The 16579-nt window shown below is 70.8% G+C and carries 15 protein-coding genes; 7 read left to right on the plus strand and 8 right to left on the minus strand.

Features of this window, described 5'->3' with window-relative positions:
- Positions 1–48 precede the first annotated feature (48 nt).
- The 5 genes from pucL to ACIRP7_RS29265 form a co-directional block, all read right to left on the minus strand.
- On the minus strand, positions 49–945 hold the full coding sequence (gene pucL, locus ACIRP7_RS29245) for a factor-independent urate hydroxylase (RefSeq protein WP_403665266.1): 897 nt from the start codon (positions 943–945) through the stop codon (positions 49–51).
- Positions 946–951: 6 nt separating this feature from the next.
- Positions 952–1347, minus strand: a complete 396-nt coding sequence (uraH, locus tag ACIRP7_RS29250) for a hydroxyisourate hydrolase (RefSeq protein ID WP_403665268.1) — start codon at positions 1345–1347, stop codon at positions 952–954.
- A gap of 2 nt (positions 1348–1349) precedes the next feature.
- Positions 1350–1862: a 2-oxo-4-hydroxy-4-carboxy-5-ureidoimidazoline decarboxylase gene (gene uraD, locus ACIRP7_RS29255; protein ID WP_403665270.1), complete on the minus strand. Its 513-nt coding sequence runs from the start codon at positions 1860–1862 to the stop codon at positions 1350–1352.
- An 84-nt stretch (positions 1863–1946) separates the two neighbouring features.
- Positions 1947–2255, minus strand: a complete 309-nt coding sequence (locus ACIRP7_RS29260) for a helix-turn-helix domain-containing protein (protein WP_403665508.1) — start codon at positions 2253–2255, stop codon at positions 1947–1949.
- Between the two features lie 47 nt (positions 2256–2302).
- Positions 2303–2554, minus strand: a complete 252-nt coding sequence (locus tag ACIRP7_RS29265) for a hypothetical protein (RefSeq protein ID WP_403665272.1) — start codon at positions 2552–2554, stop codon at positions 2303–2305.
- Positions 2555–2693: 139 nt separating this feature from the next.
- Here ACIRP7_RS29265 and ACIRP7_RS29270 point away from each other — a divergent pair, with 139 nt between their 5' ends.
- The 3 genes from ACIRP7_RS29270 (at position 2694) to ACIRP7_RS29280 (ending at position 5107) form a co-directional block, all read left to right on the plus strand.
- Positions 2694–3533 (plus strand): TIM barrel protein, encoded by an 840-nt coding sequence (locus ACIRP7_RS29270; protein WP_403665274.1) that lies wholly within the window; start codon positions 2694–2696, stop codon positions 3531–3533.
- A gap of 28 nt (positions 3534–3561) precedes the next feature.
- On the plus strand, positions 3562–4452 hold the full coding sequence (locus tag ACIRP7_RS29275) for a 2-hydroxy-3-oxopropionate reductase (RefSeq protein WP_403665276.1): 891 nt from the start codon (positions 3562–3564) through the stop codon (positions 4450–4452).
- Between the two features lie 415 nt (positions 4453–4867).
- Positions 4868–5107, plus strand: coding sequence for a hypothetical protein (locus ACIRP7_RS29280; protein ID WP_403665278.1), 240 nt, complete (start codon positions 4868–4870; stop codon positions 5105–5107).
- Between the two features lie 229 nt (positions 5108–5336).
- Here the strand turns inward: ACIRP7_RS29280 and gcl are convergent, their stop codons facing one another.
- A complete protein-coding gene (gcl, locus tag ACIRP7_RS29285) occupies positions 5337–7130 on the minus strand; it encodes a glyoxylate carboligase (RefSeq protein WP_403665280.1) in 1794 nt (597 codons plus the stop codon).
- A gap of 165 nt (positions 7131–7295) precedes the next feature.
- Here gcl and ACIRP7_RS29290 point away from each other — a divergent pair, with 165 nt between their 5' ends.
- Positions 7296–7976 (plus strand): hypothetical protein, encoded by a 681-nt coding sequence (locus tag ACIRP7_RS29290; RefSeq protein WP_403665282.1) that lies wholly within the window; start codon positions 7296–7298, stop codon positions 7974–7976.
- Between the two features lie 412 nt (positions 7977–8388).
- Here ACIRP7_RS29290 and ACIRP7_RS29295 read toward each other — a convergent pair whose 3' ends face one another.
- Both ACIRP7_RS29295 and ACIRP7_RS29300 read right to left on the minus strand, forming a co-directional pair.
- Positions 8389–9972, minus strand: coding sequence for an AMP-binding protein (locus tag ACIRP7_RS29295; protein ID WP_403665284.1), 1584 nt, complete (start codon positions 9970–9972; stop codon positions 8389–8391).
- A complete protein-coding gene (locus tag ACIRP7_RS29300) occupies positions 9969–11636 on the minus strand; it encodes an AMP-binding protein (RefSeq protein ID WP_403665510.1) in 1668 nt (555 codons plus the stop codon). Before ACIRP7_RS29300 ends, ACIRP7_RS29295 begins: the two co-directional genes overlap by 4 nt.
- Before the next feature lie 117 nt (positions 11637–11753).
- Here ACIRP7_RS29300 and ACIRP7_RS29305 point away from each other — a divergent pair, with 117 nt between their 5' ends.
- The 3 genes from ACIRP7_RS29305 (at position 11754) to ACIRP7_RS29315 (ending at position 16567) form a co-directional block, all read left to right on the plus strand.
- Positions 11754–12584, plus strand: coding sequence for a response regulator transcription factor (locus ACIRP7_RS29305; RefSeq protein ID WP_403665286.1), 831 nt, complete (start codon positions 11754–11756; stop codon positions 12582–12584).
- Positions 12585–12747: 163 nt separating this feature from the next.
- Positions 12748–15564 carry an AAA family ATPase gene (locus tag ACIRP7_RS29310; RefSeq protein WP_403665288.1) on the plus strand — a complete coding sequence of 939 codons (2817 nt, stop codon included), beginning with the start codon at positions 12748–12750 and terminating at the stop codon, positions 15562–15564.
- Between the two features lie 211 nt (positions 15565–15775).
- Positions 15776–16567 carry a S1 family peptidase gene (locus tag ACIRP7_RS29315; RefSeq protein ID WP_403665290.1) on the plus strand — a complete coding sequence of 264 codons (792 nt, stop codon included), beginning with the start codon at positions 15776–15778 and terminating at the stop codon, positions 16565–16567.
- Positions 16568–16579: the final 12 nt, after the last annotated feature.

A 16579-nucleotide genomic window follows, 5' to 3' on the forward strand; every position in this document is an offset into this window, starting at 1 on the left:
GTGCCGCGGCCCGTACAGGCGGGCCGCGGGTGCCGCAGTGGGAGTTGGTCAGAGGTTGGTGAGGTCCACCGGGATCCTCGGCTCGACGCCGTCCCGCAGGACGGTCGCCTCGATCAGGCCGTAGGGCCGGTCGGCGGCGAAGTACACCTCGTTGTCGTTCTTGAGGCCGAACGGCTCCAGGTCGACCAGGAAGTGGTGCTTGTTGGGCAGGGAGAAGCGGACCTCGTCGATCTCACCGCGGTTCTCGATGATCCGCGAACCCATCTGGTAAAGGGTCTGCTGGAGCGAGAGCGAGTACGTCCCGGCGAAGGCCTGGAGCATGTGCTTCTTCACCTGCTCGTAGGACTCCTCCCAGTTGGGCATCTCCTGCGCGTCGTCGGACCAGTTGAAGCGCCAGCGGGCGGCGACCTGCGTGGCCAGGATGCGGTCGTACGCCTCGGGCAGGGTCGTGTACTCGTCCTTGACGTAGCCCCAGAACTCGGAGTTGGTCGAGTTCATCACCGTGAGGTCCTTGAGGCCGGAGACGACCTCCCACGCGGAGCCGTCGTAGGTGATCTGGGTCAGGCGGGTCTCCTGGCCCTGGCGGACGAACGAGTGTGCGTCCTCGCCGGGCGTCTCGATCCGCTCCCAGGCGTACTCCTCGATGCGGATCCGCGCGGTTCTGATCGGCTCCTGACTCGTCACGAAGTGCCGGGCGAGGTGGATGCCGAACTGCTCGGCGGACTCGATGCCGTGCTCCTTGGCGAAGGCGTACACCGTGTTCTTGGTGGTGTCGGTCGGCAGCACGTTGGCGTTGGAGCCGGAGTAGTGGACCTCGTCCATGTCGCCGCTCAGCGACACCGAGACGTTGAGGTCCTTGATGTGATGGGTGGCGCCGTCCCGCGTGATCTTGACGACTCGGTTCTCGGCCTTGCCGTACTGGTTCTGTCCCAGAATGGTGGGCATCTCTAGCTAGCTCCCTCGATATACGGAGTAGCCGAACGGGTTGAGCAGCAGCGGTACGTGGTAGTGCTCGCCCGGCTCGACGGCGAACGTGATCGCCACCTCCGGGAAGAACACACCGGCACCGCTGTCCCGATTCGCGGGGGCGTCCTGCTGCGCATCGGCTTGCTTCTTCAGGAAATACGGCTCCACGGCGAAGTCGAGCCGTACGTGGGTGGTCCCCTCCGGCAGCGCCGGCAGGTCCTTGCACCGCCCGTCCGCGTCGGTCGCGGAACCGCCGAGGGCCTGCCAGTCGGCCTCCCGGCCGGCGCGGGCCGCGAGTTGGACGGGGACGCCCTCGGCGGGACGGCCGACGCTGGTGTCCAGGATGTGCGTGGACACGGACGGGGTGGTGCTCGAGCTCATGGTCAGGCGTCCTCTTCGACGATGCGGGCGAGCCGGATACGGTTGATCTTGCCCAGCTCGGTGCGGACGATCTCGCGCTCCCGCTCCGGCGAGTTGCCGATCCGTTCCTCGACCGCGTCGCGCATCTGCTCGGCGGTGCGGCCGGTCGCGCAGATCAGGAAGACATGGCCGAACCTCTCCTGGTACGCCAGGTTCAGTTCCAGCATCTGCGCCCTGAGCTCCTCGGAGGCGCCGGCCATGCCGCGCTGCTCGCGGGCGGAGGTCGGGTCGCCGGGCTTGGGGCGGCCGATCGGGGGGTGCCCGGCCATCGCCTCGGCGAGGTCGTCGGCGGTCAGCTCGGCCATGGCGGCGTCGCTGGTGGCGTAGAGGTCTTCCGCGGTCGCGTAGGGGCGGGCGGCGAGCAGCCTACGAGCCCACGCCGTCGAGGCGCACGCCTCGAGGAGGACCGCGTGGGCCGCGTGCTCCTTGAGGACGTTGAACCGGGCGAGGCCGGGGGACGTGGAAGTCGAAGTCACGGGAGTCAGCTAACGCCCCGACGCGACATCACGTCAACACTTTGTTGAAAATTCGCGGTTACGAAACCCGCCGGGGTTCGCAGCCTACGCTTTGTCCCGGTTCAGGTAGTTGTAGACCGTGAAGCGACTCACCCCGAGGGCGCTCGCCACGGTCTCCACGCCGTGCCGTACGGAGAAGGCGCCGCGCGCCTCCAGTATGCGTACGACCTCCTGCTTGGCCTTGCGGTCGAGGTCGGCGAGCGGCTTGCCCTGCTTGCGCTCCATGGCGGCCAGGATGTGATCGAGGGAGTCCGCGAGTTGCGGCAGCCGTACGGCGAGCACGTCGGCGCCCTCCCAGGAGAGCACGACGTCGTCGGGGCCGGCCTCGTCGGGCGGGACCATCTCGCCGCCCATGGCGTCGATCAGCGGCTTGACCGCCGCGATGAACGGCTCGTCGGTGCTCACGCGCCAGCCTCCCCGACCACGTTCACCTGGAGGGAGATCCGGGTGGCGCCGGAGGCCAGGGTCCGGCGCAGCAGGGCGTCCACGGCACCGAGCACCTCGTCGGCGCCGCCTTCGGCCGTGTTGCCGAACGGGCCGACATCCACCGCGTCCAGCTCGGCGGCCTCGATGACCTCGCGGGCCACCAGCGCGTGCGCCGGGGCCTCGTCGAGGTCGAAGGGTTCGGTCGTGAACTCCACTCTCAATCGCACGCGCACAACCTAACCCGCGGTGCCGTTTTCCGTCGGGCCCTCTTGACAACGCCTTCGACCCGACGGCAATCTTCCAATAAGCAGAAACTAACTTCCACATTACGGAAACACTTGCCACGGAAGGGAGGGGCGGCATCCCATGCCCGGGTTTGAATCGAGCACAGCCGCAGACCAGCGCTTCAACGTCAACCTGTCGATCCTCTTCACGGAACTCCCGCTCCTGGAGCGCCCCGCGGCAGCCGCCGCGGCCGGATTCACCGCGGTCGAGCTGTGGTGGCCCTGGATCGACACACCCACCCCCGGGCGGTCCGAGCTCGATGCCCTGAAGAAGGCGATCGAGGACGCGGGCGTCCAGCTCACGGGCCTGAACCTCTACGCCGGCCGGCTGCCGGGCCCCGACCGCGGCGCCCTGTCCCTGCCGGGCGAGGAGTCGCAGCGGTTCCGCGCCAACATCGACGTGGCCGCCGACTTCGCCGGATCGCTCGGCGCCACCGCGCTCAACGCCCTGTACGGCAACCGCGTCGACGGCGTGGACCCGGCCGAGCAGGACGCGCTCGCGCTGGAGAACCTGGTCCTCGCGGCCCGCGCGGCCGACCGGATCGGCGCGATCCTCCTGATCGAGGCCCTCAACAAGCCCGAGTCGCCGCTGTATCCGCTGGTGAGCGCGCCTGCGGCGGTGGGGATCGTCGACAAGGTCAACGCCGCGACCGGCCTCGGCAACGCGAGGTTCCTGATGGACCTCTACCACCTGTCGATGAACGGTGAGGACCTGCCGGCGGTGATCGAGGAGTTCACTCCGAAGACCGGCCACGTGCAGATCGCCGACAACCCCGGTCGCGGCGCGCCCGGTACCGGCTCACTCCCCCTCGAAGACCTCCTCGACCAGCTGCAGAAGGCGGGCTACGACGGCTGGGTCGGCCTCGAGTACAAGCCGGGCGACCGCCCGAGCGCCGAGACCTTCGACTGGCTGCCCCGCTGACCCCCTTCCCGGAAAGGCAACCCCGACCATGAGCAACCTCCCCAAGATCGCCTGGATAGGCCTCGGCATCATGGGCTCCCCCATGTCCGAGAACCTGGTCAAGGCGGGTTACGACGTCACCGGCTTCACCCTCGAACGGGACAAGCTGGACCGGCTGGCCGCCGCCGGTGGCACCGCCGCCGGTTCGATCGCCGAGGCCGTCCGGGACGCCGCCGTGATCATCACGATGGTGCCCGCCTCCCCGCAGGTCGAGGCCATCGCGTACGGCCCCGAGGGCATCCTGGAGAACGCCCGCTCCGGCGCCCTGCTGATCGACATGTCCTCGATCACCCCGCAGACCTCGGTCGACCTGGCGAAGGCGGCCGGGGCCAAGGGCGTCCGCGTTCTGGACGCGCCCGTGTCCGGTGGTGAGGCCGGTGCGATCGAGGCCGTGCTGTCCATCATGGTCGGCGGTGAGCAGGCCGACTTCGACGAGGCCGAGCCGGTCTTCGAGGCACTCGGCAAGACCATCGTGCTGTGCGGTCCGCACGGCTCGGGCCAGACGGTGAAGGCCGCGAACCAGCTGATCGTCGCCGTGAACATCCAGGCGTGCGCCGAGGCCGTGGTCTTCCTGGAGAAGTCGGGCGTGGACCTCAAGGCCGCCCTCGACGTGCTGGGCGGCGGTCTCGCCGGCTCGACGGTACTGACGCGCAAGAAGGACAACTTCCTCCAGCGCGACTTCAAGCCGGGTTTCCGGATCGACCTGCACCACAAGGACATGGGCATCGTCACCGACGCCGCCCGCAACGTCGGGGCGGCCCTGCCGGTCGGCGCCGTGGTCGCCCAGCTGGTCGCCAGCCTGCGCGCGCAGGGCGACGGGGCGCTGGACCACTCGGCGCTGCTGCGTGCGGTCGAGCGGCTGTCCGGCGCCCAGGTCTGACCTCCGCTCCCCAAGACTCCGGGCGGCGCCGCCGCTGACATCTGTCCTGTCGCGCCCAGGCGACGGCGCCGCCCGGAAACCACTCCACCGGTTCCGACCGCGTGGACACCTGAGACTCCCTGACCGCACCCGACGCGCCCGGCGACCCGGATGTGGGGTGGTCGCCCGGTACCGGGTGCGGTCGGGGGAGGACCGCGGCGGCGTGCGAGCCAGTGCGGTGGTGAAGGTCCCGGACCCTCCTTCTTCGACCTGAGGGAAGGAGCGCGCCCCGGTTCCGTCGCCGTCGCCGCGGTCCCGGCAAGGCCGGCAGGAACACAGAGCGCCGGATACGGACGATCCCGTATCCGGCGCTCCGCCGTGCGGCGGGCACGGTCACCGGGGTGCGGATTCCGTCCGGCCGCAGGACGCTGTAGGCATGACAGCACATCCGATACGGCATCCGCATGTGGTGGTGCACTCTCCGGCACTGGACGGCTCGCGACGGGTGACCGCGGACGACGAGAATCTCGGCGTCGCCTCGCACCTGGACGACGTCGTGGAGCTGCTCCGGCTCGCCGACCTGGACCGGATCGAGGTCGAGGACGACGACATCGTGGAGTGGCAGGGCGGCGGTCCCGACGACTGGCCGGGGCTGTCCGAGCACGAAGGGCAGTGAGCGGGACTACGGCAGCGGTCGTAGGCCGGCTACGGAATCCTCAAATCAACCTCTGAACATGATTCAAGGGGCTTCACCCCGCCCCTGCCCCGGGCACATTCTCTCTGTGTGAGGCCCGCCGGCACGGGGGCGGCGGGTCCCGCGACCGGGGGACGGCTTCGGGGGAGCCGGGCACGGGAAAGGGCGGTCCCACCCTTGCGGTGGGACCGCCCTTCGGCTGTGTGCGCTGTCAGACCTCGAGCGGCTTGAGCGGCTTGATCGATGTCGGCGCGTGGGCCGGCTCCGTCGCGATCTCCTCGAACTCGACCACGTGGGAGATGTCGTTCGTCGTCGACATCGAGATGTTGGTGACCCGCTCCAGGATGGCCTCGACGACGACGGGGACCTGGAACTCGGCGGCGAGCTTCTTCGCCTGCTCCAGGGCGGCGCCCAGTTCCGCCGGGTCGGTCACCCGGATCGCCTTGCAGCCGAGGCCCTCGGCGACCTTGACGTGGTCGACGCCGTAGACGCCCAGCTCCGGGGAGTTGATGTTCTCGAACTCCAGATTGACCTGGAAGTCGATGTCGAAGGCGCGCTGGGCCTGGCGGATCAGGCCCAGGTAGGAGTTGTTCACGAGCACGTGGATGTACGGGATCCGGTGCTGGGCCCCGACGGCCAGCTCCTCGATCATGAACTGGAAGTCGTAGTCCCCGGACAGGGCCACGACCTGTGCCTCCGGGTCGGCCTTGGCGACGCCCAGCGCGGCCGGGATCGTCCAGCCGAGCGGGCCCGCCTGACCGCAGTTGATCCAGTGGCGGGGCCTGAAGACGTGCAGCATCTGGGCGCCGGCGATCTGGGAGAGGCCGATCGTGGAGACGTACCGGGTCTCCGGGCCGAAGGCCTTGTTCATCTCCTCGTACACACGCTGCGGCTTGATGGGGATGTCGTCGAAGTGCGTACGGCGCTGGAGGGTCGCCTTCTTCTCCTGCGCGGAGGCCGCCCAGGCAGAGCGGTCGGGGAGCCGGCCCGCCGCCTTCAACTCCCTTGCCACCTCGACGAAGAGCTCCAGGGCCGCCTTGGCGTCGGAGGCGATGCCGTAGTCCGGCGCGAAGATCCTGCCGATCTGGGTGGGCTCCACGTCGACGTGGACGAACTTCCGGCCGGCCGTGTAGACGTCCAGCTTGCCGGTGTGACGGTTGGCCCAGCGGTTGCCGATGCCGAGGACGAAGTCGCACTCCAGGAAGGTGGCGTTGCCGTAGCGGTGGGAGGTCTGCAGGCCCACCATGCCGGCGTTCAGCTCGTGGTCGTCGGGCAGGACGCCCCAGCCCATGAGGGTCGGGACGACCGGGGTGCCGGTCAACTCGGCGAACTCGACGAGGAGTTCGGCTGCGTCGGCGTTGATGACACCGCCGCCGGCGACGATCAGCGGGCGCGCGGAGGCGTTGAGGAGACCGAGCGCCTTCTCGATCTGGGCGCGGCCGGCGGCGGGCTTGTAGACCGGGAGCGGCTGGTAGGTCTCCGGGTCGAACTCGATCTCGGTCAACTGGACGTCGATCGGCAGGTCGATGAGGACCGGGCCGGGGCGGCCGGAACGCATGAGGTGGAAGGCCTGCTGGAAGACGCCGGGGACCTGGGCCGCCTCCAGGACGGTGATCGCCATCTTCGTCACCGGTCCCGCGATGGAGGCGATGTCGACGGCCTGGAAGTCCTCCTTGTGGATCACGGCGGTAGGGGCCTGGCCCGTGATGCACAGGATCGGGATCGAGTCGCCGGTCGCGGAGTACAGGCCGGTGATCATGTCGGTGCCGGCCGGACCCGACGTGCCGATGCAGACTCCGATGTTGCCCGGGCGGGTGCGGGTGTAGCCCTCGGCCATGTGCGAGGCGCCCTCGACATGGCGGGCGAGGGTGTGGTGGATACCCCCGGAGGCCTTGAGCGCGGCATAGAAGGGGTTGATCGCCGCGCCGGGGACACCGAACGCGTCCGTGACACCTTCGCGCTTGAGGATCTCAACTGCCGCGCGGGCAGCGGTCATTCGAGCCATTGAGTACTCCTGCTTCGGCTGTCGGATGCGTACTCCCGTCGCGCCCCGCGGCGAGCACTTCCGTATAGTGGAATAAGTTTTCTACTATCTGGAAGTAATGTAGGTGGGCGGGTGAAGACCGTCAAGAGGCGGACAACCGGGCATGCCCTGGAGGACGATGAGCCCATGCCCGAGAGCGTGTCGGTGCGCTGTCCGGTCTGCCGGCGCGAGCACCTCTACGCGGCGCCGTCTTATCCGTGCGAGTGCGGCGCCCCCGTCTGTCCCCCGTTGGACCGGCACGGCGTGCCCACGGCCGTCACCCACCAGGTGTGGGACGAGGCGTGGGTCGCCGTGGAGTGCGCGGTCTGCGGCCGCAGGGCCGAGTGGCCGCAGCCGGAGCTGGGCTGTGGCTGCGGGACGGTCCTGCGGATCGCGGTGGCCGGGGACGCCTGTCCGCGGGCGGAGCCGGACGCGGGCGCCGCCGCTCCCCCGCGCCCCGCCTTTCAGCCGATCACGATCCGCACCGCGCGCGACGCGGTCACCGTCGCCGCGCTGTATCTGCGCTGGCTCGGCTACCAGGACATCCGGCGCGCGGACCAGCGGCCGCCGTCCGGCATCGGCCTCGCGGCCCGCGGGCTGGTGGCCCAGGTGGACCCGACCGTGCGGCCGGCCTCACCGCGGGACGTGGAGTGCCTGTGGCTGACGGCCATGACGGAGTCCGCGCGGTGCGTGTACTTCTCCCTGGCCGGCTACAGCACCGAGGCCCGCACCAGCGCCGACACCCTCGGCGTCCCCCTGTTCGTCCTGGACCTGACGGGCACGCCCCAGCCGGTGAACACCCTGGCGGAGGAACTGGACGGGCCGTAGGCCGTCGGCGATTCGACCGACTGGGCAGCGCGAAGCCTGAACAGGGGCGGCGGGACGGCCAGGGTGGACGCGACCCGATCCCGCTCCGCGCTGACGCGACCGGTGACGGCCGCACCGGCTGCGGCCCGGCCAGGACCACCGCCTGGCGGGCGGCGTTCAAGGCACAGGGCCCCCACAGTCGGTGCGCTTCCGCCCCACGCACACGGCGACCAGGTACAGCAGACGGGGGGACGCGGCCCGGTCACGATCCGCGATGACGCGCGGGCCGTCGTCGCCGACGCGACCGGCGACGCGGCCGGGCTGGTCCGGGCCCAGGGTGCGGCCCGCACACCGGCCGGCCGGGGAGGGCAGGGCAGGGCAGCGCCGGGGGCTACTCCCCGGCGAACCGTCCGCCGAGAGGCTGTGCAGCGGTCTACCGTCCGTACGTCTCCCGCAGTTCCACCTTGCGCACCTTCCCGGACACCGTCATCGGGAAGGTGTCGAGGATCTTCAGCCGGCTCGGGATCTTGTAGTGCGCCAGCCGTCCCTCGCAGAAGCCGCGCAGTTCCTCGATGGTCGGCGGGTCCGCAGGGTCCCTCGGGATGACACAGGCGAGCACCTCCTCGCCGTAGCGCTCGTGGGGGACGCCGACCACCTGGACGTCCGCGATCTTCGGGTGGCCGTAGAGGAACTCCTCGATCTCGCGCGGGTAGATGTTCTCCCCGCCCCGGATGATCATGTCCTTGATGCGGCCGACGATCTCGACGTACCCGTCCTCGCGCATCATCGCCAGGTCCCCGGTGTGCATCCAGCGTCCGGCGTCCACGGCCTCCGCCGTCTTCTCCGGCTCCTGCCAGTAGCCGAGCATCACGCTGTAACCACGGGTACACAACTCCCCCGACGTGCCCCGGGGTTGGGTCACCCCGGTAGCCGGGTCGACGACCTTGACCTCGAGGTGGGGCAGGACGCGGCCGACCGTGCCGGTGCGGTGCTCCAGGTCGTCGTCCCTGCGGGTCTGCAAGGACACCGGGGACGTCTCCGTCATGCCGTAGCAGATGGACACCTCCGCCATGTGCATCTCCGCGACCACCCGCTTCATCACCTCCACCGGACACGGCGAGCCCGCCATGATGCCGGTGCGCAGGGAGGAGAGGTCGTACGTCGCGAAGTCGGGGAGGTTCAACTCCGCGATGAACATGGTCGGCACCCCGTAGAGCGAGGTGCAGCGCTCCTGCTGGACCGCCCGCAGCGTCGCCGCCGGGTCGAAGGACGGGGCCGGGATCACCATGCAGGCGCCGTGCGAGGTCGCCGCCAGGTTGCCCATCACCATGCCGAAGCAGTGGTAGAAGGGCACCGGGATGCAGATGCGGTCCTGCTCGCTGTAGGAGATCAACTCCCCCACGAAGTAGCCGTTGTTGAGGATGTTGTGGTGGGAGAGGGTGGCTCCCTTGGGGAAGCCCGTGGTGCCCGAGGTGTACTGGATGTTGATCGGGTCGTCGCAGGACAGTTCCGGGTACGCCGCCGCACGGCCGCCGCGCCCCACCAACTCGCCCCAGCTCGGGTCGCCGATGTACACGACCTCCCGCAACTCCCGGCACCTGCCGCGCACTTCGTCGACCATCGCCCGGTAGTCACTGCTCTTGTGACTGAGCGAGGCGAAGAGCAGAGAGATCCCCGCCTGGTTGAGGACGTACTCGACCTCGTGGGTGCGGTACGCCGGGTTGATGTTCACCATGATCGCGCCGATGCGGGCGGTGGCGTACTGGACGAGCACCCACTCGGGGCAGTTGACCGCCCAGATGCCGACCCGGTCCCCCTTGGCGATCCCGGACGCGAGCAGCGCGGACGCCAACTCCTCGACTTCGGCGCCGAATTGCGCGTACGTCCAACGCCGTCCGGACGGCACGTCGACGAGTGCCTCCCGGTCGGGCCAGGTCGCCACCGCCCGGTCCAGGCTGGCCCCGATCGTGTCGCCGAGAAGTGCGGTGTCGCTGGTGCCGTGCGTGTACGAGTTCACCGGAAGTCCTCCTCGCGGTACTCCGCGTCCGAGCCCGCCGCCGTGGCCTCACGCAGCTCGATCCGCCGGATCTTGCCCGACACCGTCTTGGGCAGCTCCCCGAACTCCAGGCGCCGGATCCGCTTGTACGGCGCCAGCGTCTGCCGGGAGTGTTCGAAGAGCACCTTGGCCGTGTCGGGACCGGGCTCCCAGCCCTCCGCCAGCACGACGTACGCCTTCGGGACCGCGAGCCGCAGTTCGTCCGGCGCGGGCACGACGGCCGCCTCGGCCACCGCCTCGTGTTCCAGGAGCGCGCTCTCCAGCTCGAAGGGGCTGATCTTGTAGTCGGAGGCCTTGAAGACGTCGTCGCTGCGCCCGATGTAGGTCAGGTAGCCCTCCTCGTCCCTCGACGCCACATCGCCGGTCCGGTAGTAACCGCCGGCCATCGCCTCCGCCGTACGGTCCGGGTCGCCGTGGTAGCCGGTCATCAGGCCGACCGGCCGGGCCGACAGGTCCAGTGCGATCTCGCCCTCGGCAGCGCCGGGCGCGCCGGACACCGGGTCGAGGAGCTCCACCGTGTAGCCGGGGCTCGGGCGGCCCATGGAGCCGGTCTTCAGCACCTGCCCGGGACTGTTGGAGACCTGCACGGCCGTCTCGGTCTGGCCGAAGCCGTCCCGGATGGTGATGCCCCAGGCTCGCCGGACCTGCTCGATGACCTCGGGGTTAAGGGGTTCACCGGCCGCGACCACCTCCCGCGGCGGTGTGCGCAGCTGGGTGAGGTCGGCCTGGATGAGCATGCGCCACACGGTCGGCGGGGCGCAGAAGGTCGTGACGCCGGCCCGGTCCATCTCCGACATCAGCCGGGCCGCGTCGAAGCGCGTGTAGTTGTGGATGAAGACGGTCGCCTCCGCGTTCCACGGCGCGAACAGGTTGGACCAGGCGTGCTTGGCCCAGCCGGGCGAGGAGATGTTGAGGTGCACGTCACCGGGCTGGAGACCGATCCAGTACATGGTCGCCAGGTGCCCGATGGGATACGACGTGTGCGTGTGCTCGACCAGCTTGGGGCGGGCCGTCGTGCCGGAGGTGAAGTACAGCATCAGCGGATCGTCGGCCAGGGTCGGGCCGTCGGGCAGGAACTCCTCGGAGGCGGCGTACGCGTCCTCGTAGGGCTGCCAGCCCTCCGGTACGCCGCCGACCGAGGTGCGCGTGTAGTCGCCGGGCACCTCGTCGAACTTGGCGGCGTCCTCGGCCCGCACCAGGACGTGCCGCACCCGGCCGCGCTCGACGCGGTCGCGCAGGTCGGCGGGGCCGAGCAGCGGGGTCGCCGGGATGACGACGGCACGCAGCTTCATGGCGGCCAGGGCCGTCTCCCACAGCTCGGCCTGGTTGCCCAGCATGACGAGGATCCGGTCCTCGGCCTCCACCCCGCGCTCGCGCAGCAGGCCCGCGACCCGGTCGGACCGTTCGGCCAGCTCGGCGAAGGACAGGCGGACCTCGCTGCCGTCCTCCTCGACGATGTGCAGGGCAGTGCGGTCGTTGCCCTGCGCGATGACGTCGAACCAGTCGAGCGCCCAGTTGAAGTGTCGCGGGCGGGGCCAGGCGAAGCCCTCGTACGCCGTGGCGTAGTCCTCGCGGTGCTGCAGCAGGAAGTCCCGCGCCCCGCGGAAATCCTCCGTGGCCGTCATCTTGGTGTCCTCCTCGTACCGGACCATTGCCGGGCGGCTCTCTGCCATCGTGTAATCCGTGATGCAGGTCTCACTACCCCCGAACGGGGGTGTGTGCCGCGGTGAAGGGACGAACAGGTGACAGTGGACCCGGTCGGGGCGGTGGAGATCCGGCGTGCGCTCGTTCGGCTGCGGCGCACCACGGGCCTCCCCGTCGCCTTCGGCGGTCTGGTCGAGTCGGGGCGCCCGCGGATACGGATCAGCGAGCTGAGCGGTACGGCCACCACCTCGCTCCTCGCCCTCGCGGTGACCTCGGGCAACGGCCTCGGCGGCAGGACCGTCGCACTGGCCCGGCCGTGCGCCGTGGCGGACTACTCCCTGTCCCGGCAGATCAGCCACGAGTACGACGCCGCCGTCGCCGCGGAGGGACTGCGCTCGGTGCTGGCCGTGCCGGTGGTCGTACGGCGCCGGGTGCGGGGCGTGCTCTACGGCGCCCTGCGGGACGCCCGGCCGCTGGGTGACCGCACGCTGACCGCCGCGGTGGACGCGGCCCGGGACGTGGAGCAGGCGCTGGTCGTCGGCGACGAGGCACGGGACGTGCTGGTGGCGGCGCGGGCCGAGCCCGGCCACGGTGACGCCTCCGGGTGGGAGCAGGTCCGGGAGGCTCACCTGGCGCTGCGGGCGCTGGCCCCGCGGATCACCGATCCCGCGCTGCGCGCCGAGCTGCTCGACGCCTGCGCCCTGCTGACCACCGGTTCCGGGCCCTCGAAGGGGGTCTCTCTGGCCCCGCGTGAGCTGGATGTCGTGGCCTGTGTGGCGGCCGGGGCGACGAACGCGGTGGCGGCGGAGAGGCTGGGCGTGAGTGCCGAGACGGTCAAGGCGTACCTCCGGTCGGCCATGCGCAAGCTCGGGGCCAGGACGCGTGGCGAGGCGGTGGTCGCCGCACGCCGGTCAGGACTGCTCCCGTGACAACCCGGCCGCTCCCGTAACATTCGTAGACATCTCATTCATTCGCGGGCGGTTTGAATTTCTGCATACGGAACGGGTTGTTATCTCCCTCACCACATCTTCCCGCCGAATTTCAGAGCAGCTTGCCTAATATTGGCCAGGACACGACACAGGGAGGGAAGCGGTGACCGTGCCACGCGACTTCCAGGAGCCTGCGAGATGTCGCCCCGACCTGGTCATCGGCCGGGACGAGCTGTTCGTCCAGGCCCGTGAGCAGCTGGCCCGCGGTGGCAGCGTGCTGCTGCACGGCCCGGCCGGAATAGGCAAGTCGACCGTGCTGCGGGCCCTGGCCACGGAATACGGCGAAACGGCCCACACCGTGTTGCGCTGCTCGGCCACCGAGTCGGAATCCCACCTCCCCTTCCTGGCCCTGGCCGACCTCTTCGGCCTGGTCCTCGACGACATCTCCGACAAGCTGCCCGCCGCGCAGCGCACCGCGCTCGAATCGGCGCTGACCGGCCGCGGCGAGTCCACCCTGCAGCGCGACGGCCTCGCCCTGCGCCTGGCCGTGCTGTCGGCGCTGCGCGCGCTGGCCGCCGAGGGGCCGGTCCTGGTCGTCGCCGACGACATGCAGTGGCTGGATCCGGCCAGTCTGGAACTGCTCGGCTTCGCCGCCCGCAGGCTCGGCGACATCCCGGTACGGATGCTGTGCGCGGTCCGGACCGACGGCCCTGAGTACGACCGCCATCTACGCGCGTTGCCCCCGGACAGTCTCGCCGTCCGCTTCAACCCGCTCACCCGCGCCCAGGTGGCCGCGCTGCTCGACCACCGCGGCTACACCGGCCTCCAGCGCTCCACCGTCCGGGACATTCACCGCACGAGCGGCGGCAACCCGTTCTACGCCCTGGAACTCGGCCGCGCCCTCAGCGAGAACCCGACCCCGCCCCGCCCCGGCGAGCCCCTTCCCGTGCCCACCTCCCTCAGGGCCCTGGTGCTCAGCCGTCTGCAGATGCTGTCCGAGGAGGCCCGGCGCACCCTCCTGGTGGCGAGCGCGGGCGCCCGTCCCACCCCGGCCCTGCTGCACGCGGCCGGCCGCGGGGACGCCGAGGCGGAGATGGCCCAGGCGGCCGCACTGGGCCTGCTCGCGACGGAGGCCGAGGGGCCCGCCGTACGCTTCGCACATCCGCTGATCTCGGCCGCGCTGTACGCGGAGGCACCCGCGCAGGAACGGCGGGACGCGCACCGGGCGCTGTCCACGGCCGCCTCCGACCCGATCGAACGTGCCCGCCACCTGGCCCTCGCGACCATCGGCACCGACCCGGAGGTGGCCGCCCGGCTCGCCGAGGCCGCGGCGCTGGCCCGGGACCGGGGCGCGCCCTCGATGGCCGCCTCCCTCGGGCTGCTGTCGGCCCGGCACACCCCGGCCGACAGCGTGCCCGCTCCCGACGTACGGCGGCTCGCGGCGGCCGAGGACGCGATCACCGCCGGCGAGCTGGACCTCGCCCGGGACATCGCCCGGGACGTGCTCACCCGGGCCACCGTGCCCGCGGACCGGGTACGGGCCTGGATCATCGTGATCGACACCGCGGGCCACGCCATGACGGAGGTCGACGCGGTCTTCCCGCAGGCGCTGGCCGACGCGGGCGACGACCCGGAGCTGCTCGCCCTGATCCGCTACCAGCTGGCCTGGCGGGCGCTGCTCGTCGAGGGCGACTTCGACGAGGCCCGCGGGGAGGCCGCGCGCTCGGCGGCGCTGGCCGCGCGGGCCGGCGACCGCTACAACGAACTGATGGCGCTGTCCTTCCAGGCCCAGCTGGAGACCCTCATGGGCCATCCGGACGCCCCCGCGACCATCAAGCGCGCCTTGAAGGAGCCCCAGGACCCGCGGGTGGCCTGCCACCACAACGGGGCCGGGTACTCCCGTTTCCGCTGGCTGATCATGAGCGACCAGCTGCCCGAGGCCCGCGCGACGGTCACCGCGCTGCTGCGCGAGGTGCGGCGGCGCGGTTCGGTCGAGAGCGAGGTGCACTTCCTGCGGGGGGTGGCCGAGACCGAACTGCGCTCAGGACACTGCGGCCGGGCCCTCGACCTGGCCCGGGAGAGCCTGATGATGGCCCGGGACACCGGGATCGGCGAGGTGGCCTCGGCCGTGCTCGCCTCCATCGCGGAGGCCTCGGGCGGCAGTGTCGAGCGGGCGCTCGAACTGGCCCGGGAGGCGGTCGATCACGCCGAGGAGAACGGCGACCAGATGTACGAGTCCCGGGGCCTCGCCGTCCTCGGGTACGCGCAGCTCGTCGCCGGGGACCCGCAGGGCGCGGTCCGTTCACTGCGCCGGGTGCGCGAGCTGGAGCACGGGCTCGGCATCACGGACCCGGCGCGCGGCCGCTGGCAGGGCGACCTCGCCGAGGCCCTCGTACGCATCGGGGAGAGCGGCGAGGCACAGGACGTCATCGACGAGACGCGGGTGAACGCGCTCCGGCTGGGCCGGGAGAGCGTGCTCGCCGTCCTGGACCGAGCCGAGGCCCTGGTGCGGGCGGCGCGGGGTGAAGTCGACGCGGCGCTGGTGCAGTTGACGTCGGTGCAGGATCGTCTCGCCAAGCTGGGGTACGGCCTGGAGGAGGCCCGCGCCGCCTTCGCGCTGGCCCAGTTGCGCACCCGAAGGCCCGGTCCGACGTCGTACGACGAGGCGGCCCGGCTCTTCAGGCGCTGCCGGGCGCTGCCGTGGCTGCGGCAGGTGGAGGCTGCCGCGTTGGCCCGGCCGGCCGAGCCGGAGCCCGCGCACTCCGTCGCGCCGGACGGGCTGGACAGCCTCGAAGGGCTCGCCTCGATGGAGCGTCAGGTGGCGGCGCTCGTGATGGAGGGCGCCACCAACCGGGAGATAGCCGCGCGGCTGTTCATCAGTGTGAAGACGGTCGAGGCCACGCTCACGCGGGTCTACCGCAAGCTCGGGATCCGCTCCCGGGTGGACATCGTCCGGCTGGCTGCGGGCCGCCGACCGTAGCCGAGGGGTCGTCAGAACGGCTGTCTCCGGGGCCGACCGAGGGTTTTCCCTGCCCAACTCCCTTAGGGGGTTCCCTCATTGGGAAGGGGAACTTCCGCGTTCTAGCTTATGAACGTGCCGCTCGCCCGGGCATACGGGGGTCGGTCCCGCGACCCCCGTGCACCCCCACACCCGCGCGACCCCCCACCGGCAACCCTGAGGAGACTCACCGATGTTCGGTCTCACCCGTGCGAAGAAGGCCGGCGCCGTGGCCCTGGCGACCGCCGCTGCCGCCGCCACTGCGTTGCTCGGCGCCCCCAACGCCGTGGCCGCTCCCCAGCCCATCGTCGGCGGTACGACGACGACCACGACCTCGTACCCGTTCATGATGCAGATCACGGACGCCTCGCAGAACCAGTTCTGCGGCGGCACCCTGGTCTCCGCGACCAAGGTGGTCACCGCGGCCCACTGCATGGTCGGCGAGACCACCAGCAGCGTGAGAGTCGTCGGCGGTCGCACCTACCTGAACGGCACCAACGGCACGGTCAGCCGGGTCAGCAAGATCTGGATCAACCCGGACTACACGGACGCCACCAACGGCGACGACGTGGCCGTGCTGACCCTGTCGACGTCGATGCCGTACACGAAGGCGTCGTACGTCTCCGCCTCCCAGACGAGCGTGTACGCGGCCGGCACCACGGCCCGCATCGTCGGCTGGGGCACCACCTCGGAGAACGGCAGCTCCTCCAACCAGCTGCGGACCGCGACCGTCCCGATCGTGTCCGACTCCAGCTGCAAGAGCTCCTACGGTTCGTCCTACGTGGCGAGCGACATGGTTTGCGCCGGATACACATCCGGCGGCACAGACACCTGCCAGGGCGACAGCGGCGGTCCCCTGCTCATCGGGGGCGTCCTGGCAGGGATCACTTCATGGGGAGAGGGCTGCGCGCAGGCGGGGTACCCGGGTGTCTACACCCGGCTGACCACCTTCTCCAGCCTCGTGACCGCGCAGGTCAATTCGTAGGTCCCCAGAGGT

It is taken from the genome of Streptomyces sp. NPDC102270, from assembly GCF_044766405.1.
GTDB lineage: Bacteria > Actinomycetota > Actinomycetes > Streptomycetales > Streptomycetaceae > Streptomyces.